The 26,377-nt window shown below is 66.6% G+C and carries 16 protein-coding genes and 1 pseudogene; 14 read left to right on the top strand and 3 right to left on the bottom strand.

The genetic code is table 11. From position 1 onward, the window contains the following. Positions 1-81 precede the first annotated feature (81 nt). Complete coding sequence (locus H7A76_RS32770) at positions 82-339, top strand: hypothetical protein (RefSeq protein ID WP_185698681.1); 258 nt, start codon at positions 82-84, stop codon at positions 337-339. A 20-nt stretch (positions 340-359) separates the two neighbouring features. Here H7A76_RS32770 and H7A76_RS12020 read toward each other — a convergent pair whose 3' ends face one another. Further along, the gene (locus H7A76_RS12020) at positions 360-1,892 is read right to left on the bottom strand and encodes an MFS transporter (RefSeq protein ID WP_185698680.1); all 1,533 of its coding nucleotides are present in this window, start codon (positions 1,890-1,892) and stop codon (positions 360-362) included. 173 nt (positions 1,893-2,065) lie between these two features. On the opposite strand from H7A76_RS12020, the gene H7A76_RS12015 reads away from it, so the two are divergent. Next, entirely contained in the window at positions 2,066-2,965 is a 900-nt protein-coding gene (locus tag H7A76_RS12015) for a LysR family transcriptional regulator (RefSeq protein WP_185698679.1), read from the top strand. On the opposite strand, the pseudogene H7A76_RS12010 reads toward H7A76_RS12015, so the two are convergent. Further along, positions 2,954-3,157: pseudogene (locus tag H7A76_RS12010) on the bottom strand (DUF3363 domain-containing protein); the annotation flags it as partial. The gene H7A76_RS12015 and the pseudogene H7A76_RS12010 sit on opposite strands and share 12 nt — an antisense overlap. 187 nt (positions 3,158-3,344) lie before the next feature. Further along, complete coding sequence (locus tag H7A76_RS12005) at positions 3,345-8,204, bottom strand: NAD-glutamate dehydrogenase (protein ID WP_185698678.1); 4,860 nt, start codon at positions 8,202-8,204, stop codon at positions 3,345-3,347. 519 nt (positions 8,205-8,723) lie between these two features. On the opposite strand from H7A76_RS12005, the gene H7A76_RS12000 reads away from it, so the two are divergent. From H7A76_RS12000 to H7A76_RS11945, 12 genes are all read left to right on the top strand, one after another. Then, positions 8,724-9,077 (top strand): hypothetical protein, encoded by a 354-nt coding sequence (locus H7A76_RS12000; RefSeq protein WP_185698677.1) that lies wholly within the window; start codon positions 8,724-8,726, stop codon positions 9,075-9,077. Positions 9,078-9,376: 299 nt separating this feature from the next. Further along, positions 9,377-10,336, top strand: a complete 960-nt coding sequence (locus H7A76_RS11995) for an AAA family ATPase (protein ID WP_022644092.1) — start codon at positions 9,377-9,379, stop codon at positions 10,334-10,336. 5 nt (positions 10,337-10,341) lie between these two features. Further along, entirely contained in the window at positions 10,342-11,283 is a 942-nt protein-coding gene (locus H7A76_RS11990; RefSeq protein WP_022644091.1) for a DUF58 domain-containing protein, read from the top strand. Next, positions 11,280-11,774 carry a DUF4381 domain-containing protein gene (locus H7A76_RS11985; protein ID WP_185698676.1) on the top strand — a complete coding sequence of 165 codons (495 nt, stop codon included), beginning with the start codon at positions 11,280-11,282 and terminating at the stop codon, positions 11,772-11,774. The genes H7A76_RS11990 and H7A76_RS11985 overlap by 4 nt, the downstream gene beginning before the upstream one ends. Then, entirely contained in the window at positions 11,767-12,843 is a 1,077-nt protein-coding gene (locus H7A76_RS11980) for a VWA domain-containing protein (protein ID WP_185698675.1), read from the top strand. The genes H7A76_RS11985 and H7A76_RS11980 overlap by 8 nt, the downstream gene beginning before the upstream one ends. Continuing rightward, complete coding sequence (locus H7A76_RS11975; RefSeq protein WP_185698674.1) at positions 12,840-14,582, top strand: VWA domain-containing protein; 1,743 nt, start codon at positions 12,840-12,842, stop codon at positions 14,580-14,582. Before H7A76_RS11980 ends, H7A76_RS11975 begins: the two co-directional genes overlap by 4 nt. Beyond that, complete coding sequence (locus tag H7A76_RS11970) at positions 14,579-16,213, top strand: BatD family protein (RefSeq protein ID WP_185698673.1); 1,635 nt, start codon at positions 14,579-14,581, stop codon at positions 16,211-16,213. The genes H7A76_RS11975 and H7A76_RS11970 overlap by 4 nt, the downstream gene beginning before the upstream one ends. A 226-nt stretch (positions 16,214-16,439) precedes the next feature. Beyond that, complete coding sequence (locus H7A76_RS11965) at positions 16,440-18,185, top strand: hydantoinase B/oxoprolinase family protein (protein WP_185698672.1); 1,746 nt, start codon at positions 16,440-16,442, stop codon at positions 18,183-18,185. 18 nt (positions 18,186-18,203) lie between these two features. Beyond that, positions 18,204-20,294, top strand: coding sequence for a hydantoinase/oxoprolinase family protein (locus H7A76_RS11960; protein WP_185698671.1), 2,091 nt, complete (start codon positions 18,204-18,206; stop codon positions 20,292-20,294). A gap of 90 nt (positions 20,295-20,384) precedes the next feature. Beyond that, positions 20,385-21,356, top strand: coding sequence for a helix-turn-helix domain-containing protein (locus H7A76_RS11955; protein WP_185698670.1), 972 nt, complete (start codon positions 20,385-20,387; stop codon positions 21,354-21,356). 135 nt (positions 21,357-21,491) lie between these two features. Next, a complete protein-coding gene (locus H7A76_RS11950) occupies positions 21,492-22,736 on the top strand; it encodes an exonuclease SbcCD subunit D C-terminal domain-containing protein (protein ID WP_185698669.1) in 1,245 nt (414 codons plus the stop codon). Beyond that, on the top strand, positions 22,733-26,377 hold the full coding sequence (locus tag H7A76_RS11945; protein ID WP_185698668.1) for an AAA family ATPase: 3,645 nt from the start codon (positions 22,733-22,735) through the stop codon (positions 26,375-26,377). The genes H7A76_RS11950 and H7A76_RS11945 overlap by 4 nt, the downstream gene beginning before the upstream one ends.

The following is a 26,377-nucleotide window of genomic DNA, read 5'->3' as shown; positions in this document are numbered from 1 at the left end:
TTTTGCCATCGTAGTTGTCCTTCACCCGACAAAAAGCCAAAGCGCAGCCCAAGGGCCGCGCTTTCGCCTTCAGGCGACTGTATGTCGCCAGCTCTGCTTCTGCTGGCTGCTCTTGGCGACGGAGCGGCCCTTCCTACCCCGATCCCCAGCCATAAACGCCTCCCGCACAGACGGGACCAGTGTCACCGCATCCACGGCCTCGCCATAGGTTTGCGCGTGCTGCGGCACCACGCCCAGTGCTTCTTCCCGTTTCTTCATGACTCGCGATTGTTCGATGTGCAGCCGTCCGGCGGCGCAGGCGAAGTGTGGATCTTCAGCGACGGCCTGGAAGCGCCGTGAATGTCTGAACGCCATCGCGATCAGTTATGCCGTCTTACCCTTCCCAACAGCACGAGCACCAGGATCGCCGTCGCTGCCGCAGCCCCCGCCAAGACAAGAAGCTGAAAACGGAATGCGCCTTCATATGCCTGCAACAGCAGCGACCGTCCAGCCGTTGGCCAATGTGCCAGGGCATTGTGTAGGTCACTCATTGCCAACCGGTTGGATGCTTCGACCAAATCTGCATTCGTCATTTGCCCTGATGCGCCATTCGGCACGCAAACCACCAGCCCAGAGAGAATGTTGGCGGCCATCATGGCGCCCACGGCGGCAATGGCCATCCCGTCACCGGCCAGGCGCACCGCATTGAAGATTCCCGCAGCCATGCCCGCCCGCTCCTTGGGAACAACACTCACGGCCAAGCCATCCATCAACCCCCAGGGCAGGCCGATGCCAATGCCGATCACCAGCATCGCCAGCAAGCGCGCGCTTTGCGCACCGCCCGATAGCGTCAAGCCCAACCAGGCCAGTCCGGCTGCCGCAATGGCCAGGCCAATGCCAGACAGCACGCCGACGTTGATCCAGCGCGCCAGCACGCCGGCAATGAAGGGCACCACCAGTAGCGGCGCGGACAGCGCGATCATCATCTGCCCGGCTGCCAGTGCGCTGTATCCTTCGACCCCGATGAATCGGGCTGGCAGCATGACCAGTAACACGATGTACGCATAGGCCGGCGCAATCGCCAACACCTGCACTCCGACGAACCGGGCATTGGCGAACAGCGACAGGTCCAGCATGGGCCTGGCCTGCCGGCGTTCGATGACGACAAAGGCGGCCAGCAACATGAGCGCGCTCGTCAGGCAAGCCAGTACCCAGGCATGGCTCCAGCCTCGCTCGGGCGCAAGAATGATGCCGTAGGTCAGCACGGCCAGACCGGTGGTAAAGCTGATGGCGCCAGGCCAGTCCAGTCCCGTGGCGTCGGGGTCGCGTGTCTCGCGGGCCAATGGTGCAACGAGTGCCGATGCCAGCAAGGCGACCAGCGCCGGCAGAAAGAACACCCATTGCCACCCCAGGGTGTCGATCAGCAGTCCAGCCATGAAGGGGCCGAATGCCGCTCCAGCGCCGAAAGTCGTACCGATCAGGCTGAATGCGCGCGTGCGGGCGTGTCCATCGAACTCTTGTGTCAGTGCAGCCATCGCGCCCGCAAAAGCGGCTGCCGCGCCCAGGCCCTGAATGAGCCGCAGGATGTCGATCCAGAACACCGACGGCATGAAGGGAATGGCCGCTGTTACCAAGGCGAACAACAGCATGCCGGACAGCCAGACCCGCTTGCGCCCATAGGTGTCGGCCAGGCTGCCGGCGGCCAGTGTCGCACTGCCGTAGGTCAGGATGTAGGCGTTGATGATCCAGGTCAGCTCGACCGCGCTGCCACCCAGTGCCTGGTTGATCGAGGGAACGACCACCGCGGGGCCGGCGATGCTCAATGGAATGACGGCGGCGGTCAGGCAACCGGTGACGATCAACGGAGCTTGGCAGAATTTCGCGTCCGACTCGGACACGGTGGTGGTACTCATCGGGTATCCCTCGAAGATAGCGAGGCCATGCATGGCGCCCTCGGACTCACGGTTGCCGCGGCAATGTCGCGACCACCTTGGTGAACAATTGATGATAGAAAGGAACTAGATATGGAAAAATAGGGAAAACATCACGATTAACATGACTATCTAGTCATCAATCGGAGCGTGAAATGGATAGCCACAGCGGCATGACGATCTTTGTGCAGGTAGCCGAATTGCGCAGCTTCGCGACAGCGGGACGGCAGTTGGGTATTTCCGCGTCGGCGGTTAGCAAGGCCGTGGCCCGGCTGGAGCAGAAGCTGGGCGTGCGCCTGTTTCAGCGCAGTACTCGCAGCGTGAGTCTCACAGCGGAAGGCGCGCTGTTCCTGGAACGCTGTCGGCGCATCCTCGCCGAAATCGCCGCGGCCGAGCATGAGTTGGCCAGCACGACGGCGACCCCGCAAGGCCGACTGCGGGTAAGCCTGCCTCTGGTCAGCGGGTTGATGTGGCCGGTGTTGTCGGCTTTTGCCAGCCATTATCCGCAAATCGAACTCGACCTGGATTTCAGCGACCGCTTGGTGGATGTCGTGGACGAAGGGTTCGATGCGGTGGTGCGCACTGGAGAGTTGAGCGACTCCCGACTGATGAGCAAACGCTTGGGCATCAGCCGCTTTGTCTGCGTGGGCGCACCCGGCTATTTCGAGCAGCACGACAGACCCGAACAGCCCGCGGACATCGCCCGACACGCTTGTCTGCTGCATCGCGTCCCAAGCACCGGCCTGCTGGAGAAATGGCGTTTGCGGCGCGGCGACGAAGACGTCGACCTGCGCCCGGCGGCAAGCATGACGAGCAACCATCTGGAGACGCTGCGGCATATGGCCATCCAGGGCCACGGTATCGCCTATCTGCCGGACTTCGCGGTCAAGGCGGCCCTCGATCGTGGAGAACTGGTGACGGTATTGGACGACTGGGCCGGTTCGTCCAGTACCTTCTGGGTATTGTGGCCCTCCAATCGGCAACTGTTGCCCAGGGTGCGGGCGTTCGTTGATTTCATGGCTGAACATCTGTTCCCGGCGGGATCATTCAGATGATTGGAAGTCCGCGTTGCCAGCCAATCTCCACGACACACCTGTACCGTGTACCCCGGCGGCAAGCTGTTGGCCTAGGCGCTGCTCGATCACAGGCTTCCTTGGCAGCAACGAAAACCCCATGCCGTCATCAAGCATGGCCAAGCGCCCGCTGGCGAGCATGATGCAGCGCCGGTAGGTACCGGCCACGCGCTGTCAACGACCAGTGGAGCGATGCAAGGGTCGATGACAGCCTGCGCTGAGTGCGCCTTTTTCCCGAATCCATTGGTTCCTCCTGAGGAAAGGTCAGAAGATGTAAACCTTATTCAGGACGGGACAGCACCATGAAAAAAGCCCCGTATCTTGCGATACGGGGCTTTTGCGTTGCAGCGGGGTCGGTGGCTTACAGGCCCGACTGGCCGCTCATGGCCAGGTCCAGCAGTTCCCGGTTGGCCACTGCGTACATGGCGTAGTCGGTGCCGCTGGCGGCACGGATTTCCACCATCATCGCGCGCCAGCGCTCGACCATGCTCAGGTTCTGCTCAAGCCACAGGGCCACGCGGGCTTCCATGTCTTGCGGGCCGTCGGCCATTTGCAGGACCGAGATGGTGATCGCCCGCTGCTGCCAGTCCACGTCGTCGCGGAAGGCTTCGCGTGCCTGGGCCTGCCAGTTGTTGGCCACCGGCAGATCGCTGATCTGCTGCAGGTACCACGGCAGGTCCAGGGCGCTGCCCACGGCGAAGTAGGCCTTGGCCACATCGGCGGCGTCGTGCCCGGTGACATCCGCGGCCTCGATGATCGGCAGCAGGGTGTACAGGTGGGTCGTACCGGCGACCATGCGTGCCAGCAGCTCCGGTACGCCAGCCTCGACGTAGGCGGTGTAGCGCGACTGCCAGCCTTCACGGGTCGGACCTTCGAGCAGCTCGTCGAGCTTCAGGCCCAGGGCCGCCAGGTGCGGACCGAAGTGCGCCACGTCACGGGCGGCATCCTGCTCGTTGCGACGGCTGCGCAGGAACCAGCGGGTGGCCCGACGACCCAGGCGCATCAGCTCGTCCATCAGCTCCAGCTGCACCTGTGCCGAGACCTGGTGGTCCAGGGCCTCGATCTGTCGGAACCAGTGCGGCAGGTGGAAGATGTCGCGCACGATCACATAGGCGCCGGCCACGTTGGCCGGGCTCATGCCGGTGGACTCCTTCAAGCGCTGCACGAAGGTGATGCCCATGTGGTTGACCAGGTCGTTGGCGATCTGGGTGCTGACGATCTCGCGCTTCAGGCGGTGACGACGCATGGCTTCGGCGAACTTGCTGACCAGGGTCGGCGGGAACGCGGTTTCCATGTCGCGGGTCAGGTAGTCGTCGTCCGGCACCAGGGAGCCCAGCAGCTGCTCCTTGAGGTCGATCTTGCTGTAGGAGATCAGCACCGACAGCTCCGGACGGGTCAGGCCCTTGCCAGCGGCGACGCGCTCGTTGAGCTGCTCTTCGCTGGGCAGGAACTCGATGGCCCGGTCCAGCTTGCCACGGCCTTCCAGGTCGCCCATCAGGCGCTTGTACTCGGCGATCCGCTCGTAGGCGCGACGCGCAGCCAGGGACAGGGCCTGGGTCTGCTTGTAGTTGTTGCCCAGGACCAGGCCCGCCACTTCGTCGGTCATGCTCGCCAGCAGCTGGTTGCGCTGCTTGTCGGTCATGTCGCCGGCCTGCACCACTTCGTTGAGCAGGATCTTGATGTTCACTTCGTGGTCGGAGCAGTCCACGCCACCGGCGTTGTCGATGAAGTCGGTGTTGGAGCCGCCGCCGTTGAGGCCGAACTCGACGCGACCCAGTTGGGTCATGCCCAGGTTGCCGCCCTCGCCCACCACCTTGCAGCGCAGTTCGTTGCCGTTGACCCGCAGGGCGTCGTTGGCCTTGTCGCCGACATCGGCGTGGCTTTCGCTGCTGGCCTTGACGTAGGTACCGATGCCGCCGTTCCACAACAGGTCCACCGGCGCCTTGAGCAAGGCGTTGAGCAGCTCGGTCGGGGTCAGCTTGTCGGCCTGGATGTCGAAGCGCTCCTTCATCTGCGGCGAAATGGCGATGCTCTTCGCGCTACGGGAGAAGATACCGCCACCCTCGGACATGATGCTGGTGTCGTAGTCGCTCCAGGCCGAGCGCGGCAGGTCGAACAGGCGCTTGCGCTCGACGAAGCTGGTGGCCGGATCCGGATTCGGGTCGACGAAGATGTGCAGGTGGTTGAACGCCGCCACCAGTTGCAGCTTGTCGGACATCAGCAGGCCGTTGCCGAACACGTCGCCGGCCATGTCGCCCACGCCCACCACGGTGATCGGGTCTTGCTGGACGTTGATGCCACGCTCGCGGAAATGACGCTGCACGCCGACCCAGGCGCCACGGGCGGTGATGCCCATCTTCTTGTGGTCGTAGCCGGCCGAGCCGCCGGAGGCGAAGGCGTCCCCGAGCCAGAAGCCGTAGTCGATGGCAATGCCGTTGGCGATGTCGGAGAAGGTCGCGGTGCCCTTGTCGGCCGCCACCACCAGGTACGGGTCATCGTCGTCGTGGCGCACCACGTTGGCCGGCGGCACCACGCCACCGTCCTTGAGGTTGTCGGTGATGTCCAGCAGGCCGGAGATGAAGATGCGGTAGCACGCTACGCCTTCGGCGGCGATCTCGTCACGGCTGCCGCCCAGCGGCAGGCGACGCGGCAGGAAGCCGCCCTTGGCGCCCACCGGCACGATCACCGAGTTCTTCACTTGCTGGGCTTTTACCAGGCCCAGGACTTCGGTACGGAAGTCTTCCTCGCGATCCGACCAGCGCAGGCCGCCGCGGGCGACGTTGCCGAAGCGCAGGTGCACGCCCTCGACCCGTGGCGAGTAGACGAAGATCTCGAACTTCGGCACCGGCTTGGGCAGCTCGGGGATCAGCTTGGGATTGAACTTGAAGCTGAAGTACGACTTGTTCTGGCCGTTGGCATCGGGCTGGTAGAAGTTGGTGCGCAGGGTGGCCTTGATCAGGTCCAGGTAGCGTCGCAGGATGCGGTCCTCGTTGAGCACCTGGACGTCGTCCAGGGCGGTGAGGATCGCCTGCTCCAGGCGCTGCTGCTTGTCGTCCAGGTCTTCCTGGGTCAGCTTGCGCGCCAGGTAGAAGCGGGTCTTGAACAACCGGGTCAGCTCGCGAGCGATGTCGGTGTGGTTGTTCAGGGTGCTGGCGATGTAGCCCAGGTCGAAACCGAGGCGGATCTGCTTCAGGTAGCGGGCATAGGCACGCAGCAGCGCCACATCGCGCCATGGCAGGCCGGCGGTCAGCACCAGGCGGTTGAAGGCATCGTTCTCGGCATCGCCGCTGACGATGTGGACGAAGGCGTCCTGCAGCGTGTCGTTGAGCTGCTGGATGTCCAGGTCCAGGCCTTCGGCGGCGGTGAAGGCGAAGTCGTGGATCCAGAACTCGCGGCCATTGTTGTGGCGCAGGCGATACGGGAACTCACCCAGGACCCGCAGGCCGAGGTTTTCCAGGATCGGCAGCACGTCGGACAGCGCCAGCGGGGTATCGGCGTGGTACAGCTTGCAGTGCAGCTCGCGCTGGCCGGTCACCTGGCCCAGGGGCTGGTAGAAGCTCATCACCAGCGGGTTGCTTTCGCTCAGGCTCAGCAGGTGCTGCATGTCCACCACCGCCGAGTGGGCGGCGAAACGCTCGCGGTAGCCGGCCGGGAAACCTTTCGGGAAGTCGGCCAGGACGTTGGTGCCGTGGGCTTCGCCGAAGCTCTCGACCACCAGGCTGGCGTAGTCGTCCTGCCAGCTGCGGCAGGCCTGCACCACTTCGCGCTCCAGCAGCAGCGGATCGATGTCGATGCGCTGTTTCGGGTCGACCCGCAGGATCAGTTGCACACGGGCAAGGACCGACTCGGAGAAGAAGGTCCAGAACTCGCAGTCGGTGGCCTGCAGGCGCTCCATCAGGACCTGCTGGATCTTCTGCCGCACTTCGGTGGAATAGATGTCGCGCGGCACGTAGGCCAGGCAGTAGCAGAAACGGCCGTACGGGTCCTTGCGCAGGAATACCCGGATCTTGTTGCGTTCCTGGATCTGCACGATGGACATCACGGTGCTGAACAGCTCGTCCACCGGCGTCTGGAACAGATCGTCACGGGGCAGCACTTCCAGGACCTGGGCCAGTTCCTTGCCCAGGTGGGCCTTGGGCTGGAAGCCGGAGCGCTGCTCGATGACCTCGACCTTGCGACGGATGTACGGGATCACCCGCACGCTCTCGCCATATACCGAGGAGGTGTAGAGGCCCATGAAGCGGCATTCCTTGATCACCTTGCCGTCGGCATCGATCTGGCGGATCGATACGAAGTCCGGGTAGGCCGGGCGATGCACGCGGCTGGGCAGCGAAGCCTTGGCGAACGACAGCGGCGTCGGTTCGCGCAGGTAGTTCACGGCGTAGTCTTCGATGTGCAGGTCGTCCCCGGTGAGGCCGGCGCGCAGCAGCTTGGCCAGGCCCAGGAAGGAGTTCGGGTCATATTCGATATGCCCGCCATCCTGGTCGGTGCCGACCACGAATTCCTCGTAGCCCAGGAAGGTGAAGTGGTTGTCCACCAGCCACTCGAGGAAGCTCTTGATCTCGGACTTCTCGTCGGCGGCGATGGCGAACTGGCTGTTGTCGATGCTCTGGATCAGCTCCTGGACCTTGGCCTTCATCGGCTCGAAGTCGGCCACGGCGACACGCACCTCGCCCAGCACCTGCTCCAGCTCCTTGCCCAGCACGCTCAGTTCGGCGGCGTTGGCGCAGCGGTCGATCTCCAGGTACATCAGCGACTCTTTCTGCACGCCTTCGCCCTGGGTGCCCTTGGGCAGGATTTCCAGCAGCTCGCCCTTGCTGCCGCGACGCACGCTGAGCACCGCGGTCTGCAGGGTGTGGATGCTGTAGCCGCGACGGTTGAGCTCGGTGCGGACCGAGTCCACCAGGAAAGGCAGGTCATGGTGCAGGACTTCCACCGCGGTGTGGGTCGACTGCCAGCCATGACGTTCGTAATCGGGGTTGTAGACGCGCACTTGCGGTTGCGCGTGATCGAAGCGCTCAAGCAGGCGCCAGGCAGAAAGGGTGCAGCCCGCCAGGTCGGACATGCGACGCTGGGTGAGTTCGTCCAGGGAAATGATGCCGAAGAATTGTTCAGCGAACAGCGCCACTTGTGGCAGTGCCTGTTCACTGATGTGCTGCGCCAGTGCCGCTTGCAGTTGATGCTGGAAGTCGGCCTTGCTGGCTGCGGTGAAGAACGCCATCTGTGGTACTCCGCTTGGGCTTGTTATTGATGGTAGCGTCGCGTATGGCCCCTTGAGGGGCGCCGGGGCATCCTGCTCCTGAATCTCGGGCAGAGGTCGCAGGATGCCAGGTGAATGAAGCTGGACGAGACGCGCAGGTCACATTCACTCCTTCCCGGGATGCGCATCGGCCAAGGCGAACGGGGCCATGCCCTGGCCGGTGATCATCACAAAACAGACGCAACCTATCGCACTTGAGAACAAATTGTCCGCTGCGCAGCTTAACGAGTGCGATGCGACAGCTGCTTGCGATGCTGCGACATATTCGGTCAACGGCACGCAACGGGTCGTTCCCGCCCAGAACAACACTAGCAGCCATGGGAGAAAAACCTTGGATTTTCCCCGCTTTCACGGGACTTACGCACCAAAAATGACCGAGACACCGATTGCGTTCACAACCTGTCCACCATCAGACAAATCAGCAGAAATTCCCCGGCGCTGGCAGAATTGCCTCTTTTGCCCTGCCCCAGGAATGCCTCCATGCAGATGACCACCGCCCACCTGATCGCCAACCCCTGCGATGACGAAGAAGACAACATGGCCATGCTCTGCTGCCACAGCACCCAGGGCGAGATGTTCCTGATGAGCCGCTATCCGGACGAGGACGAGCTGGAAATCACCCTCGACGGCGAACCCTCGACCCTGGACGGGATCAAGGTGACCCTCAGCCCCACCACCCTGCTGATCGAGATCGCCGCGACCGACACCGATGCCCTCAACGGCTCGGACCACCTGCACATCCACCACGCCACCAGCGCCGCCGACCTGGCCGAAGTGGAGTTGACCCTCAAGAACATCCTCAAGGGCACCGGCACCTACATCAGCCAGCTCTGATCCCCCCGGACAACGGCCGCTGCGCGCCCGGGCGCAGCCTCGCAGGCTCGACAGCGGCTACAGGCCCACGTCCCAGTTTCAGGTAGCCCAGGCTTCGTGTAGCCGCTGCCGCAGGCTGCGCATGCCCGCCTGGCGGGCACCAGGCTCCCGTCGTGCCAGCCGCCTTGGGAAAAAGCCGGGATTTTTTCGAAATCGCTCTTTCCCCGTTAGTCGGCGGGGCCCGCTATGGATTAAAGTATCGCCCCCAGCCCGGGCGTTATCACCACGTCCAGGCGCACCCTCTCCAGGAACAGTCACCGATGGAACATCGTGAAGCGCTATTGGCGCTGCGAACCTTTCTTTCAACGCAGATCCTTGGCCAGGACAAACTCATCGAGCGCTTGCTCATCGCCCTGCTCGCCGATGGCCACATGCTGGTCGAGGGTGCTCCGGGCCTGGCCAAGACCAAGGCCATCAAGGAGTTGGCCGACGGCGTCGAAGCACAGTTCCATCGGATCCAGTTCACCCCCGACCTGCTGCCCGCCGACATCACCGGCACCGAGATCTATCGCCCGGAAACCGGCAGCTTCGTGTTCCAGCAAGGCCCGATCTTCCACAACCTGGTGCTGGCGGACGAAATCAACCGCGCCCCGGCCAAGGTCCAGTCGGCGCTGCTGGAGGCCATGGCCGAGCGCCAGGTCAGCGTCGGGCGCAGCACCTATGAACTGTCGCCACTGTTCCTGGTGATGGCGACCCAGAACCCCATCGAGCAGGAAGGCACCTACCCGCTGCCCGAAGCCCAGCTCGACCGCTTCCTGATGCACGTCAAGATCGGCTTCCCGGATGCTGCGGTTGAGCGCCGGATCCTCCAGCAGGCCCGGGGCGAGGCCTTGAACGGCGAGACCCTGCCCGAGCGCCGGGTCAGCCAGCAGGCGATCTTCGCCGCCCGCAAGGAAATCCTCGGCCTGTACATGGCCGACGCGGTGGAGGAATACCTGGTGCAGCTGGTGATGGCCACCCGCACCCCGGGCAAGTTCGACCCGGAGCTGGCCGAGTGGATCGCCTACGGCGCCAGCCCCCGCGGCTCCATCGCCCTGGACCGCTGCGCGCGGGCCCACGCCTGGCTGGCCGGGCGCGACTTCGTCAGCCCCGAGGACATCCAGGCGGTGCTGTTCGACGTGCTGCGCCATCGCATCATCCTGTCCTTCGAAGCAGAAGCGGCCGGCATCGACCAGGACCGTGTGGTACAGCGCATCCTCGACGTCGTTGCCGTCGCCTGACCTCCATGACCCACGCCAGCGCCGAACCCGGCATCCGCATCACCCTCGGTGAATTGATCGAGATGCGCCACCGCGTGCGCGAGGTGCAGCTGTTCTCCACCCCCAGCCAGCGCAGCCCGCTGGTGGGGCTGCACCATTCCAAGCTGCGCGGGCGCGGGGTGGACTTCGACCAGGTACGGGTCTACCAGGCCGGCGACGACGTGCGCACCATCGACTGGCGCGTCACCGCACGGACCCAGGAACCCCACACCAAGTTGTTCCATGAAGAGCGCGAGCGACCGATCTTCATCATGGTCGAGCAGAGCCGCCAGCTGTTCTTCGGCTCCGGGCTGATGTTCAAGTCGGTACTCGCCGCCCAGGCCGCGAGCCTGATCGGCTGGGCCGCCCTGGGCCACAACGACCGGGTCGGTGGCCTGGTCTTTGGCGACGACGAGCACTACGAGATCAAGCCCCGGCGCAGCAAGCAGAGCCTGCTGCAACTGCTCAACCGCCTGGTGCGGGTCAACCAGTCGCTGCACGCCGATGCCCAGCCCCAGCGCGACGCCCTGGGCACCGCCCTGCTGCGCGGCCGCGAAGTGCTGCGCCCTGGCAGCCTGGTGATCGTGATCTGCGACGAACGAGCGCTGAGCGATGCCGCCGAGCAACAACTGAGCCTGCTGTCGCGTCATTGCGACCTGCTGCTGATGCCGCTGTCCGACCCCCTGGACCACGCCCTGCCCGCCGCCGGCCTGATGCGTTTCGCCGAGCGCGGCGCGCAGCTGGAACTCGATACCCTGAGCTATGAGCTGCGCCAGGCCTACCGCGCCCAGAGCGAGGCGCGCATCGCCCGCTGGGAGCGCCTGGCGCAGAAGCTGCGGGTCCTGCTGATGCCCCTGAGTACCCAGAGCGAGATGGTCGAGCAACTGCGCGAGTACCTCAACCCGCAGCGTCCGGGAGCCGGCCGATGAGCAGCCTGGAACAACTGCAACCCCTGCTACCGCCGCCATCGGTGGGGCTGTGGCCACCGGCGCCGGGCTGGTGGCTGCTGGCCGTGCTGCTGCCGGCCCTGGCCTTCGCCCTCTGGCACTGGCGCCACCTGTGGCCACGCAAGAAGGCCCCGAGCCGCGCCGAACAGCCCCTGGACCCGGTGCGCCTGGCCGCCCTGGCGGAACTGGCGCTGCTGCCCAAACCCTACGACGGCGCCCCGGCCGGGGCCTGGCTGCAAGCGCTCAACGGGCTGCTCAAGCGCCTGTGCCGCAACCACTACCCCAACAGCCAGAGCCATACCCTCAATGGCCGCAAGTGGCTGGCGTTCCTCGACAACCGCTGCCCGGCCGCCGGCCTGACCCGCTGGATGGTGCTGGTCGAAGGCGCCTACAAGCCCGAGTGCAAGCTCGACGACAAAGCCATCGCCGGCCTGACCCAGGCGGTGGACACCTGGATTCGCAAGCATGTTTGAGTTCGCCTGGCCGTGGATCTTCGCCCTGTTGCCGCTGCCCTGGCTGCTGCGCCTGGTGCTGCCGGTGGCCGACAGCGGCGAGCCGGCGCTCAAGGTCAGCTTCCTCGGCGACCTGGAGGGCCTGGCCCGGCGCCGCGCCCGGGCCAACCTGCCGGCCTGGCGCCAGCAGGCGCGCTTCATCCTGCTGTGGGTGCTGCTCCTGCTGGCGGCGGCACGTCCGCAATGGCTGGGCGAACCGCTGCCGGTGGCGGCCAGCGGTCGCGACCTGCTGGTGGCGGTGGACGTCTCCGGCTCCATGGACTTCCCCGACATGCAGTGGCAGGACGAGGACGTCAGCCGCCTGGGCCTGGTCAAGCACCTCCTGGGCGATTTTCTCGAACACCGCGAGGGCGACCGGGTGGGCCTGATCCTGTTCGGCAGCAAGGCCTACCTGCAGGCGCCCCTGACCTTCGACCGGCACACCGTGCGGGTCTGGCTGGATGAGGCGAAGATCGGCATCGCCGGCAAGAACACCGCCATCGGCGACGCCATTGGCCTGGCCCTCAAACGCCTGTGCCAGCGCCCGGCCCAGAGCCGGGTGCTGATCCTGATCACCGATGGCGCCAACAATGGCGGCCAGATCGCCCCCATCACCGCGGCGCGCCTGGCCGCCGAGGAAGGCGTGAAGATCTACCCGATCGGCATCGGCGCCGACCCGGACCAGAGCGCCACCCTGGGCATCCTCGGCATCAACCCGAGCCTGGACCTGGACGAGCCGGCGCTCAAGGAGCTGGCCGAGGTCACCGGCGGGCGCTACTTCCGCGCCCGCGACGGCCAGGAGCTGGCGGCCATCAAGGACACCCTCGACCAGCTGGAGCCGGTGGCCCAGCAACCGACCCAGGCCCGTCCGGCCCAGGCCCTGTACCACTGGCCCCTGGCCGCGGCCCTGCTGCTCAGCGTATTGCTGGTGCTGCGCGAACGCTGGCCGCACAACCCCCTGCAACGCTTGCTTACCCAGGAGCATTTCCTGCAACCCTTGCCTCACTGGCGGCAACGCCTCAAGCGCCTGCGTCTGCGGAGGCGTCGATGATCGGACTCTGGCCCCATTGGTTCCGGCCCTGGTGGTTGCTGGTATTGCCACTGCTGGCCCTGCTGCTGTGGAAGCTCTGGCACCGGCAAAAACGCGCCGGCCGCTGGCAGATGATCCTGCCACCGGCCTTCCATGCCGCCCTGCTCAGCGGCGGCAACGGCCGCGAGAGCAAGCTGCCCTGGATCGCCCTGGGCCTGGCCTGGCTGCTGGCGGTACTCGCGCTGCTGGGGCCCAGCTGGCAGCGGGTCGAGCAAACCAGCCAGAAACCCGCCGACCCGCTGGTGGTGCTGCTGGAACTGACGCCACAGATGCTCGCCGGCGACGTACCGTCCAACCGCCTGGACCAGGCCCGGCACAAGCTGCTGGACCTGTTGGCCCTGCGCAGCGACGCCCAGACCGCTATCGTGGTCTATGCCGGCAGCGCCCACACCCTGGTGCCGTTGTCCGATGACCTGGCCACCAGCCGCAACCTGCTCGATGCCCTCAAGCCGTCGATCATGCCCGAGGCCGGCCAGCGCGCCGACCTGGCCCTGCGCAAGGCCCTCAAGCTGCTGGACCAGGGCGCCCTCGGCCAGGGGCGGGTGCTGCTGCTGGCCTCGTCCCTCAGCGAACAGGAGCGCCAGGGCATTCGCCAGGCCCTGGACGGCGATGGCCCGCAGTTGCTGATGCTGGGTATTGGCAGCCGCGACGGGGCTCCGGTGCCGCTGGACGATGGCAGCTACCTCAAGGACGACCAGGGCGCGATCCTGGTCTCGCGCCTGGACAGCCCCGGGCTCAAGCAATTCATCGGCGAAGTCGGCGGGCGCTATCGCCAGGCCCGCCTGGACGACAACGACCTGCGCGGCCTGGGCTTGCTGGGCGGTCCCCGGGGCGTGCGCGACGACGGCCAGACCCTGCGCCTGGACACCTGGGCCGACCAGGGCTATTGGCTGCTGTTGCCACTGTTGCTGCTGGCCGCCTGCGCCGGGCGCCGGGGTTGGTTGTTCTGCCTGCCGCTGTTGTGCCTGGGCCTGCCCCAACCCAGCTACGCCCTGGACTTCAACGACCTGTGGCTGCGTCCGGACCAGCAAGGCGAGCGCCTGCTGCAGCAACAGCGCCCGGCCGAGGCCGCGCGGCACTTCCAGGACCGCCAATGGCAGGGCGTGGCCTTGTACGAGGCCGGAAACTACACTGCCGCCGCCGAGCGCTTCGCCGAAGGCAACGACGCCCGCGCCCATTACAATCGTGGCAACGCCCTGGCCCATGGCGGCGAGCTGGAAGCCGCCATCGACGCCTATGAGCAAGCGCTGGAACTGCAGCCCGAGCTGCTACCGGCACAGCAGAACCTGGCCCTGGTCCGGCAACTGCTGCAACAGCAGCGGGCAGCGGAGCCCCTGCCAGAGGTGAAACCGCAGAGCCCGGAGGCCGAGGACAATGCCCGGCCCGAATCCAGCAGCACCGCCAGCACGCCAGTACCGGGTAGCGAGACGCCACCGGCGTCCGCCAGCAACCCACCAGGTCCCGGAGACGCGACCCAGGCCGACCCGCAAGTGCCCGGCCACAGCGAAGTACCCGGCAGCGAGCTGGACGATGCCCACACCACCACTCCCTTGCGCCCGGTGGACGACAGCCTGGACGCTGAACACCAACAGGCACTGGAGCAATGGTTGCGCAAGATCCCGGACGACCCGGGAGAACTGCTCAGGCGTAAATTCTGGTACGAACAGCAAACCCATCAGGATCAGGGAAAAACTCGATGACTCGCTGCACCGCCCTTCTGCTTGCCCTCGCCTGCTGGACCGCGCAGTCCCAGGCTGCCGGGCTGCTCGCCAGCCTGGACCGTAGCCAGGTGAACGCCGGGGAGACCGTCGAGCTGACCCTTGAATCCACCGACGTCACCCAATTCGGCAAGCCGGACCTCGCGCCCCTGCAAGCGCAGTTCGAAGTCCGCGGCACGCGCCAGGTCAACCAGCTCAACAGCCTGGGCGACAGTCACGCCAGCACCCGCTGGATCGTCACCCTGCTGCCGCGCCACACCGGCACCCTGGCCATCGAGCCGCTGCAACTGGGCGAACTGCACAGCCAGGCCCTGAGCCTGCAGGTCAATGCCAGCCCCGAGCAGGACCAGCAGGCGCACCTGGAGCCGGTGTTCATCGACGCCGAGCTGGACCAGCCCAAGGTCTATGTCCAGGCCCAGGCCCTGCTGACCCTGCACGTCTATCACTCGGTGCCGCTGTTCGACGACAGCAGCCTCAGTCCATTGCAACTCGGCGATGCCCGGGTCGAACAACTGGGCGAAGCGCGCACCTACGAGAAGCTGATCAATGGCGTGCGCCACGGCGTGATCGAGATGCGCTATGCGATCTATCCCCAGCACAGCGGCGTCCTGCAGATCCCCGCGCTGACCTTCAGCGCCACCCTGGCCAACCCCGGTACCGGCCAGGACACCACGCCCCCGGCTGCCCGGCCCGGCAAGCTGATCCACGTCAGCTCGGCCGAGATGGACCTGCCCGTGATGGCCAAGCCGGCGGCCTACCCCGCCGACGTCCCCTGGCTGCCGGCGCGCAGCCTGAGCCTGGGCGAGAGCTGGAGCCCCGAGCCCGAACATCCCCAGGTCGGCGACTCCCTGACCCGCAGCCTGACCCTGCGCGCCGAAGGCCTGTCCAGCGCCCAGCTGCCGCCTCTGCCCGTGGCCGAGATCAACGGCCTGCGCAGCTATCCGGACCAACCGCAGTTGAACAACCAGCAGGTCGAGCAAGGCGTGCTGGGCATCCGCGAAGAGCGCCAGGCCCTGGTGCCGACCCGCACCGGCAACGTCGAGCTACCAGCCCTGGAAGTCACCTGGTGGAACACCCAGGCCGATCGCCTGGAAACCAGCCGCCTGCCGGCCCGCACCCTGCAGGTGGCGGACAACCCGAACCTGGTGGTGGACGCCCCGGCCAGTACCGCCCAGGCCGGCCCGGCCAGCGACAGCCTGTGGTTGTGGCAACTGAGCACCCTGCTGCTGGCCTGCACCACCCTCTTGGGCTTCGGCTTGTGGTGGCGTGCCCGCTCCCAGCCGGCGGTGGCCCGGGTGGTGCAGAGCGGCCCCAGCCCGCGTTCGCTGCTGGACGACCTCAAGCGCGCCTGCCAGGCCAACGATCCCCAGGCCACCCGCCAGGCCCTGGACGCCTGGGCCCGCCAGCAGCCCGAGACCCTGGCCGAGATGGCGGCACGCTTCGTCCCGCTGTCCGATGCCCTGGACGGCCTCAACGGCGCCCTCTACAGCGAGAGCGGCCAGTACTGGCAAGGCGAGGAACTGTGGCGGGCGATCCGTGCCATTCCCACCGCCGAGCGGGTCCAGGCGCCCCAGGGCGATACCATCAGCCTGCCGCCGCTCTACCCCAAGTAACCCGTCCCCAGGAGCAGGCTTGCCGGCGAAGTCGATTTCACGGGCCTTTTCGCAGGCAAGCCAGCTTCCACAGCGCCCCTTGTTCAGCAGCGGCGATAGTGCACCAGAACGCAAAAAGCCCTGCACCCGGCGACAAGCCAGGGGCGCATGCCTGCGCGTAGCTTAAGGCCGTGGGCGCCACAGCCGTCGCGCCCCACCCCGAGAACAACAAGAACTCAGGTGAGCCATGAGCACAGTAGATCCGATCACCCTCGCCGTGGTGCGAGGAGCGCTGGAAACCGCCCAGCGTGAAATGACCCTGACCCTGGAGAAAACCGGCCGTTCCAGCGTCTTCAACCTGGCCCACGACTACTCCAATGCGTTGTTCGACCACCTCCCGGAAATGGTCCTCCAGGGCCAGGACATCCCGATCCACCTCGGCTCGCTGATCCCGGCCATGAAATCCGTGGCCGGGTTCTTCGGCGACGATATCCACGAAGGGGACGTGATCTACCACAACGACCCGGCCTACCAGGGCAGCCATATCCTCGACTGCTGCATGTACAAACCGGTGTTCTACCAGGGCGAACTGGTGTTCTGGGCCGTGTGCAAGGGCCACCTCACCGACATCGGCGGCCCGGTGCCCGCCGGCTACAACCCGGATGCCAGGGAAATCTACGCCGAAGGCCTGCGGATCCCGCCGGTCAAGCTCTGGTCCCGGGGCCAGCGCCGCGAGGATGTGATCAACCTGCTGCTGACCAACATGCGCGCCCGGGTCTACCAGGAAGGCGACCTGAATGCCCAGTACGGCGCCTGCAGCGTCGGCGAGCGGCACCTGCTGCAACTCCTGGAGCGCTACGGTGTAGAACAGGTGCGCGCCTGCATCGGCGAACTCAAGGACATGGCCGACCGGCACATGCGCGCGCTGCTGCGCGAGGTGCCGGATGGCCTCTACCATGGCAGCGCGGTGCTGGAGGACTCGGGCCACGGCCTGGGCCAGCTGACCATCACCGCCCAAGTGCAGATCAGCGGTGATCAGGCCCGGGTGCGCATCGACAGCCCGCCCCAGGTGCCCTACTTCATCAATTCCTACGCCGGCAACTCGGTATCCGGGGTGTACCTTGGGCTGATGATGTTCGCCCAGGTGCCGCCGCCCTATAACGAGGGTCTGTATCGCTGCATCAGCGTCGACCTGGGGGAGCCCGGGACCCTGTGCAACGCCAGCGAACCCGCGCCCCACGTCAACAGCACCACCACCCCCATGGAAACCCTCGCCGACGCGGTGCGCCAGGCCCTGGAACAGGCCGCGCCGGAACGGGTCACCGCGTCCTGGGGCCATGCCAGCGGAATCAACATCGCCGGCCACGACCCGCGCAACGACAACGCCGAATACGTGACCATGGTCCTGGCCTCGATCATCTCCGGGGCCGGGGCCAACCAGGCCATGGACGGCTGGCCGGCCTGCGGCCCGCTGTGCTGCTTCGGCGCGCTGATGTCCGGCGACATCGAATTGCTGGAATACGCCTACCCGATCCTCATCCACCGCTACAGCCTGATCACCGACAGCGGCGGCGCCGGGCAGTTTCGCGGCGGCTCGGGCACCTGCATCGAGATCGAACCCTTGCAGCACCCCATGACCGTGGTGGGTTTCGGCGAAGGCCGGCAATTGCCCACCGCCGGCGCCGCGGGGGCGCGCAACGGCTTGCTGGCGCCCAAGCTCGGACGCCTGATCCATCGCCGCGCCGACGGCCAGGAACAGGCCTACCGGCACAACGCCCAATTGACCGCGCAGCCGGGGGAGCGGGTGATCAACCTCAACCCCGGCGGTGGCGGCTACGGCGACCCTTTCCTGCGGCCCCCGGAACGAGTGGCCGAAGACCTGCGCAATGGCCTGGTCTCCCTCGAAGGCGCGCGCCTGGACTACGGCGTGGTGTTCGACACCGAACAGCGCCTGGACCACAACGCCACCCGCGCCCTGCGCGCCCGCCCCTGACCCCACGGAGCATCTCCCATGAGCAAGCAACACTACCGCCTGGGCATCGACGCCGGCGGCACCTTCACCGATTTCATCCTCGCCGACCAGCTCGGCAACGTGCAGCTGTTCAAGGCCCCTTCGACCCCGCAGGACGGCACCCTGGCCATCCGCAACGGCCTGGCGCAGATGGCCGACGCCCTCGGGCGCAGCCCGGCGCAGATCATCGGCGACTGCGACCTGTGCATCAACGGCACTACCGTGGCCCTCAACGCCCTGATCGAAAAGACCGGGGTCAAGGTCGGCCTGCTGTGCACCGACGGCCACGAAGACAGCCTGGAGATCCGCCTGGGGCACAAGGAAGACGGCCACCGCTACGACGCCAGCTACCCCCAGGCGCACATGCTGGTGCCGCGCCACCTGCGCCGGCCCATCGGCGGGCGCATGCGCAGCGACGGCCAGGAGCACGCGCCCCTGGACGAGGCGGCGATCCTGCGGGCCATCGAATACTTTCGCGAGCAGGAGGTCCAGGCGGTGGCCATCTCCTTTGTCTGGTCGGTGCGCAACCCGGCCCACGAGCAACGCGCCGCACAACTGGTACGCACAGCCCTGCCCGGGGTCTTCGTCTGTACCGGCAATGAAGTGTTCCCGCAGATCCGCGAATACACCCGCACCTCCAGCACCGTGGTCAACGCCTACCTGAGCCCGGTGATGCAACGCTACGTGGAGCGCATCGACAGCCTGTTCGAAGAACTGGGGGCCCAGCAACCGACCCGCTACTTCCAGTCCAACGGCGGCCTGGCCCCCGGCGCGATCATGAGCACCCGGGCGGTCAATGCGATCAATTCCGGCCCGGCCTCGGCGCCCCAGGCCGGGCTGTGCGTGGCCCAGCCGTTCGGCATCGACAACGTGATCACCGTGGACATGGGCGGCACCTCCTTCGACATCACCCTGAGCCAGGGCGGGCGCACCAACTTCAGCAAGGACAGCGACTTTTTGCGCTATCGCATCGGCGTGCCGATGATCCAGGTGGAGACCCTGGGTGCCGGCGGCGGCTCCATCGCCCACCTGGACCCCTTCGGCATGCTCCAGGTCGGCCCGCGCAGCGCCGGGGCCAACCCCGGGCCGGTGTGCTACGGCAAGGGCGGCAGCGAGCCGACGGTGACCGATGCCAACCTGGCGCTGGGCTACCTGGCGGACGGCGCCTTGCTCGGCGGCAGCATCCGCCTGTCACGCCAGGCGGCGCTGGAGGCCATCGGCAGCCGGATCGCCGAGCCCCTGGGCATCAGCGTCGAGCGCGCGGCACTGGGAATCATCACCCTGGTCAACCTGAACATGGTCAGCGGCATCCGCCGGGTCTCGGTGGAACGCGGCTACGACCCGCGCCAGTTTGCCCTGATCGGCGCCGGCGGCGCGGCGGGCATGCACGTGATCCGCCTGGCCGAGGAAATCGGCAGCCAGGTGGTGCTGATTCCCAAGGTGGCCTCAGGGCTATGTGCCTTCGGGCAAATCCTCTCGGACATCCGCTACGACCAGTTGACCACCCTGCCCATGCGCCTGGACGACCAGCACGTGGACCTGGCGCTACTCAACCGGACCCTGGCCCGGCTGCGCGAACAGGGCCTGGAGAATCTGCGCCAGGACGGCTTCAGCACCGGCAACCGGATCGACACCCAGTACCACCTGGAAATCCGCTACCTGGGGCAGATCCACGAATGCAGCGTCGAGCTGGCCAGCAGCGAGCTGGACCCGGCCGGCCTCGCTGCCCTGCGCGAGGCCTTCCACAGGCGGCACGAGGCGCTGTTCTCCTACAGCGAGCCGCAGAGCCCGATCGAACTGGTCAACCTTGAATGCTCGGTGATCGCCCGGCTGCAACACCCACCGATGCCAGAACTGCCGATCCCCGAGCGACAGGTGCCGGCAACGCCCCGAGAACAGCGCTCGATGCTGTTCGACGAGGCTGGCGGCTGGCAACCGACACCGGTCTACCAGGGCGAGCAGTTGCAGGCCGGACAGACCCTCAAGGGTCCCTGCGTGATCGAAGAAGCCACCACCAATATCGTGGTGCCGCCGGGCTGGCAGGCGACGCTCGCGCCCTCGGCCTGCTACCGGCTGACGCCTGCCGATTGACCGACCCGCGCTTTTACCCAAATATCACCGGCACCGTGGCTGACCACCCGGTGCTGTCCTGACTAAAAACACAAGAAAGCAGGAGTGATGATGGTTCAGCGACTTTCCACCCGTTACTGGCCCGAACACCAATGTCAGCCCCGCTGGGCCGAAGCCATTGGCAACGCCTACTTTCCCCTGTCCCTTGAGTTCAGCAGCGACGGCCCCTTCCAGGGCAACCTGCGGATCTGGGAAACCCCCAGCAGCGCCGTGGCCCTGTCGCGCCTGCGCTCCAGCCGCCTGGGCTATTCCCGAAGCAAGGCACAGGTCAGCAACGACACCCAGGCCTGCTACCTGGTGACCATTCCCCGGCGCCACGAAGTGCTGTTCGAACAGGACGGCCGCGAACTGCATTGCCGTCCCGGCAGCTTCATCTTCGAACGGGGCGATGCGCCCTACCGCTTCCGCTACGCCAGCGACAACGACCTGTGGGTGTTCAAGCTGCCGGAACAGGCCCTGCACGGCCAGTTGCGCGGCGCCGAGCGCTACACCCGTTTCTGTTTCGATGCCCGGCGTGGCCTGGGGCGGATCTTCGCCGACCAGTTGGCCATGTGCGCCGCGCGCTTCGACGAATGCTCCCCAGCGGCGCGGCATATGCTGCTGGAACAGGCCCTGGCGACCCTGTTGCTGACCCTGCGCCAGGACGAGCGGGTGCTCAGCAGCGAAAGCTCCAGCCTGGCCGCCCTGCACCTGCAACGCATCGAAAGCTATGTGGACCAGCACCTGGGCTCGACGGAGCTCAACCCCAGGCAGATCGCCAGCGCCTGCGGCATTTCCCTGCGCTACCTGCACAAGCTGTTTGCCGACAGCCCCTTCAGCCTGGGCGAATGGATCCGCCAGCAGCGCCTTTATGCGGTGCACCGCCAACTGCGCGACGCCCATTGCCGCCTGTCGATCGGCGAGCTGGCCGCGCGCTGGGGGTTTGCCGACCAGGCCCAGTTCGCCCGGCACTTTCGCCAGCAGTTCGGGTGCACCGCCAGCGAAGCGCGCGCCGCCCAGAGCACCGCCGCACCGCGCCACTGAACGCCGGCCCCCACACAACGGCGCCGGGGAATTTGCCACGGCGCCGGGCATGAACACGCATTTGCCAGTAAACTCCCTGCCCTTTCGCCGCGATCATTTGCCGTGCGGCCAAGCCTTTTGCATGCGGAGCCTGCCTTGCGTCTGTTTCACACCTCCGACTGGCACCTGGGCCAGAACCTCCATGGCCAGGAGCGCGACTTCGAACACGCCTGCTTCCTCGAGTGGCTGTTGCGCCAGCTCAAGCACGAGCAGCCGGACGCGCTGCTGATCGCCGGCGATATCTTCGACACCGTCAACCCACCGGTCAAAGCCCAGGAACGGCTGTACGACTTCATCGTCAGCGCCCACGAGCAGCAACCGGGCCTGAGCATCATGATGATCGCCGGCAACCACGACTCCGGCTCGCGCATCGAACTGCCAGCGCCATTGATGCGCCGCCTGCGCACCCATGCCCTGGGCCGGGTGCTGTGGCTCGATGACGGCCAGCTGGATGCCGGGCGCCTGCTGTTACCGCTGACCGACGCCAGCGGCAAGGTCGCGGCCTGGTGCCTGGCCCTGCCCTTCCTGCGGCCGGCGGAAGTCACCGGCCGCCATTTGGGCGAGGACTACCTCAAGGGCATCGCCCAGGTCCATGAATGGCTGATCGCCGCGGCCGAGGAGCGCCGCCAGCCAGGCCAGGCGCTGATTGCCGTGAGCCACGCACACATGGCCGGCGGCACGGTTTCCGAGGACTCCGAACGCAGCCTGGTGATCGGCAACGCCGAGGCCCTGCCAGCCAGCCTGTTCGGCCCGCAGATCAGCTATGTGGCCCTGGGGCACCTGCACAAGCCGCAGAAGGTCAACGGCGAGGAACGCATCCGCTACAGCGGCTCGCCGATCCCGCTGTCGTTCTCCGAGATCGACTACAAGCACCAGATCCTCGACATTCGCCTGGACGGTGAGCAGTTGCTCAGCGTCGAACCGCGGCTGATCCCCCGGGCCGTCAACCTGCAACGCCTGGGCCCGGCACCGCTGGGCGAGATCCTGGCCCAGCTCGGCGCCCTGCCAGACATCGACCTGCTGGCCGAGGAACAGCGCCAGCCCTGGCTGGAAGTGCGCATACGCCTGGACGAACCGCAGCCGGACCTGCGCCAACAGGTGGAGAACGCCCTGCAAGGCAAGGCCGTGCGCCTGGTGCGGATCGCCGCCGAATACGCCGGTAGCGCCAGTGGCGACAGCGAGGACGGCATGCCCGGGCTGATCGAACTGGATCAACTGAGCCCCGAAGAACTGTTCCGCCGGGCCTGGCGCGATGCCTACGCCAGCGAGGCGGACGAACAGACCCTCAAGGATTTCGCCCTGCTGTTGCAGGACGTCCAGCACGAAGGTGAGCAGCCATGAAGATCCTGGCCATCCGCCTGAAGAACCTGGCCTCCCTGGCCGGCCCGTTCGAGATCGACTTCAGCGCCGAACCCCTGGCCAGCGCCGGCCTGTTCGCCATCACCGGCCCCACCGGCGCCGGCAAGAGCACCCTGCTCGACGCCTTGTGCCTGGCGCTGTTCGGCGCCGTGCCGCGGCTGAACAACATCGCCAAGGAAAACAAGGTCCCGGATGTCGACAGCGACATTTCCACCAGCGATCCGCGCACGCTGTTGCGCCGGGGCACCGGCAGCGGCTACGCCGAGGTGGATTTCGTCGGCATCGACAGCCGTCGCTACCGCGCTCGCTGGGAAACCAACCGCGCCCGGGACAAGGCCAACGGCAAGCTGCAAGGCAGCCGCCAGAGCCTCACCGACCTGGACGACGGGCAACTGCTAAGCAACCAGAGCAAAGCCGAATACAAGCAGTTGATCGAAGCGCGCCTGGGGCTCAACTTCGAACAGTTCACCCGTGCGGTGATGCTGGCCCAGAGCGAGTTCAGCGCCTTCCTCAAGGCCGACGACAAGGAGCGCAGCGAGCTGTTGGAAAAGCTCACCAACACGGCGATCTACAGCCAGCTGGGCAAGCGCGCCTTCAGCAAGGCCAAGGAAGCCGACGAAGCGCACAAGGCCCTCACTGCCCAGGCCAGCGGCGTTGCCCCGCTGCCAGCCGAAGAACGTGCCGAACTGGACCAGCAGTTGGGCGCCGCCCGTGACCAGCTCAAGGCCCGGCAACTGCAACTCAAGCAGCTGGAGGCCCAGCACGGCTGGCTCAAGGAATTGCGCCAGTGGCAGGAGGCCCGGCACAGCGCCGCCGAGCAGTTGCAGGAAGCCGAGGCAGAGGCGCAGGTCCTGGCCCCCGAACGCCTGCGCCTGGAGCGCCTGGAGCAGTTGGCGCCGCAGCGCCATCAGTTCCTGCGCCAGGTCGAACTGACCGCGACCCTCGCACCTCTGCAACGGCAGATCGAGCAGCAACAGGCGCAACAAGCGCAGTTGCAGCAGCAACAAGAACAACGACAGCAGCAGGTCCAGGACAGTAGCGCCAACCTGGCCCAGGCCCAGGAGCAATCCAGCGCCAAGGCGCCGCTGCTGCGCGAAGCCTTTGCCGAACAAGGCAACCTGCAACGCCTGGAGCAGGAGCTGGCCCAGGCCACCCAGGCCCGGGAGCGCGCCGAGCAAGCCAACACCCAGGGCCAGCAGGACATCCAGCACTTGCAGGAGCAGCAACGCCTGGTGGCCGAGCGTCTGGAACGGATCGCCGGGCAACTGCAGCACAGCGCCACCCTCGCGCCGCTGAGCGAGGCCTGGGATGCCCATCGCGGGCGCTTGCAGCAGCTGGTGCAGATCGGTAATCGCCTGAACCAGGGCCAGGCGGAACTGCCAGGCCTGGAACAGCGTGCCGAGACCGCCGCCCGCCAGCTGGGCGAGCAGCGCGCGCAGCTGGAGCTGCTGTACCGCGAGGCCGGCGCCGAGCCCCAGGCCGTGGCCGAACAGATCCAACTGCTGGGCACCCTGCTCCAGGACAACCGCAAGCAGCAACGTTCGCTCGAGGACCTGGCCCGGCTCTGGGCCCAGCAGCAGGAGCTGGAGCAACGCACCCAGGCCCTGCAGGACAAGCAACAAACGGCGGCCATCGAGCGCGACGCGCTGACCAAGGCCGGTATCCAGGCCAAGGCCGACCTGGCGGTAGCCGAGCAGACCCTGAGCGTGACCCAGGCCCTGCTGGAGCGCCAGCGCCTGGCCCGCAGCGCCAGCGTGGAAGAGTTGCGCGCGCAGCTGCAGGACGATCAGCCATGCCCAGTGTGCGGCAGCATCGAGCACCCGTATCACCAACCCGAGGCCCTGTTGCAGAGCCTTGGGCGCCATGACCAAAACGAAGAGGCCGCCGCCCGCAAAGTCGTGGATGGACTCAAGGAGCAACTGGCCGAACTGCGCGCCCAGGTCCAGGGCCTGATCGCCCAGCAGAAAGACCTGCTACAGCAACAGGAACAGCTGGCCACCCAACAACAGGCCCTGGCCCCGAGCCTGCAAGCCCACCCCTTGGGCGCCCAGTTGCTGGACCAGGACCCAACCCAGCGCGATGCCTGGCTGCAACGGCAGTTGGAACAGCTGCAACAGCGCATCACCCAGGACGAGCAGCGCCAGGACGCCCTGCTGACCCTGCAAAAGGATGCCGCGCGCCTGCAAGGCCAGTTGCAAACCGCCGTCGATGCCAGCCAGCAGGCGGCCCTGCAACTGGAGAAGCAGCGCGAGCAACTGGACGCCGATCGCCAGCGCCTGGACGACGAGCTTGGCGGCTTCAGCCAGTGGCTGCCCGGCGAGCTGCTCGACCGCCTGCGCCACGACCCGGCGGCGAGCTTCATGCAGCTGGACCAGCAAGTGCAGCAACGCATCGAGCAACTGCGCGAACAGCAGGATGAAACCCAGGAACAGCAGCAGCGCCAGCTGGCCCTGGACAAGGAACAAGACCGCCAGCAGACCCGCCAACAGCAGTTGCACGAGGCCTGCCAGCAGGCCGAGGCCCTCAAGCACCAGCAACAGGCGCGCCAGCAGCGGTTGGCCGAGTTGCTGGGAGCCCACGACAGCGCCGAGCACTGGCAGCAGCAGTTGGAACAGAGCGTCGAGCAGGCCCGTATGGCCCAGGCCACGGCCCAGCAGCAAGCGCAGGAACTGCAACAGCAGCTGATCCAGCTGGCCGCCGAGCTCAAGGCCGGCCAGGAGCGCTGCCAGGCCCTGGCAGCCGAACAGCAGCAACTGGCCGCCAGCATCGAGCAGTGGCGCGCCCAGCACCCGCAACTCGACGATGCCGGGCTGCATGGGCTGCTGGAACTGGACGACAGCCAGGTCCGAGCGCTGCGCGAGCGCCTGCAGGCCAACGACAAGGCCATCGAGCAGGCCCGGGTACTGCTCGAGGAGCGCCAGCAGCGCCTGGAGCAGCACCAGGCCCAGCACAACGGCAACCTGGAAGCCGAGGAGCTGGCCCAGGCCCTGGAAACCACTTCGCAACAAGTGCTGGCCGACGAACAGCAAGTGGCCGAGCTGCGCGCCCGGCAGAGCGAAGACCAACGCCGCCAGGAGGCCAACCAGGCCCTGGCCCAGGACATCGCCCAGGCCTACGAGCAATGGCAACGCTGGGCCCGGCTCAGTGCCCTGATCGGCTCGGCCGAGGGCGACAAATTCCGCAAGATCGCCCAGGCCTACAACCTCGACCTGCTGGTGCACCACGCCAACGCGCAACTGCGCCAGCTGGTGCGGCGTTATCGCCTCAAGCGCGGCGGCAGCATGCTCGGCCTGCTGGTGCTGGACACCGAGATGGGCGACGAACTGCGCTCGGTGCATTCGCTGTCCGGCGGCGAGACCTTCCTGGTGTCCCTGGCGCTGGCCCTGGGGCTGGCGTCCATGGCCTCCAGTACGCTGAAGATCGAGTCGCTGTTCATCGACGAAGGCTTCGGCAGCCTCGACCCCGACTCGCTGCAACTGGCCATGGACGCCCTCGACGGTCTCCAGGCCCAGGGCCGCAAGGTCGGGGTGATCTCCCACGTGCAGGAGATGCACGAGCGCATCGCGGTGCAGATCCAGGTCAGCCGCCAGGGCAACGGCCTGAGCCAACTGGAGGTGAAATGA

Source organism: Pseudomonas sp. MSSRFD41, from assembly GCF_014230245.1.
GTDB classification, from domain to species: domain Bacteria; phylum Pseudomonadota; class Gammaproteobacteria; order Pseudomonadales; family Pseudomonadaceae; genus Aquipseudomonas; species Aquipseudomonas piscis.
The sequence above is the reverse complement of the archived record's forward strand: the minus strand, read 5'-3'. Positions and strand labels throughout refer to the sequence as shown.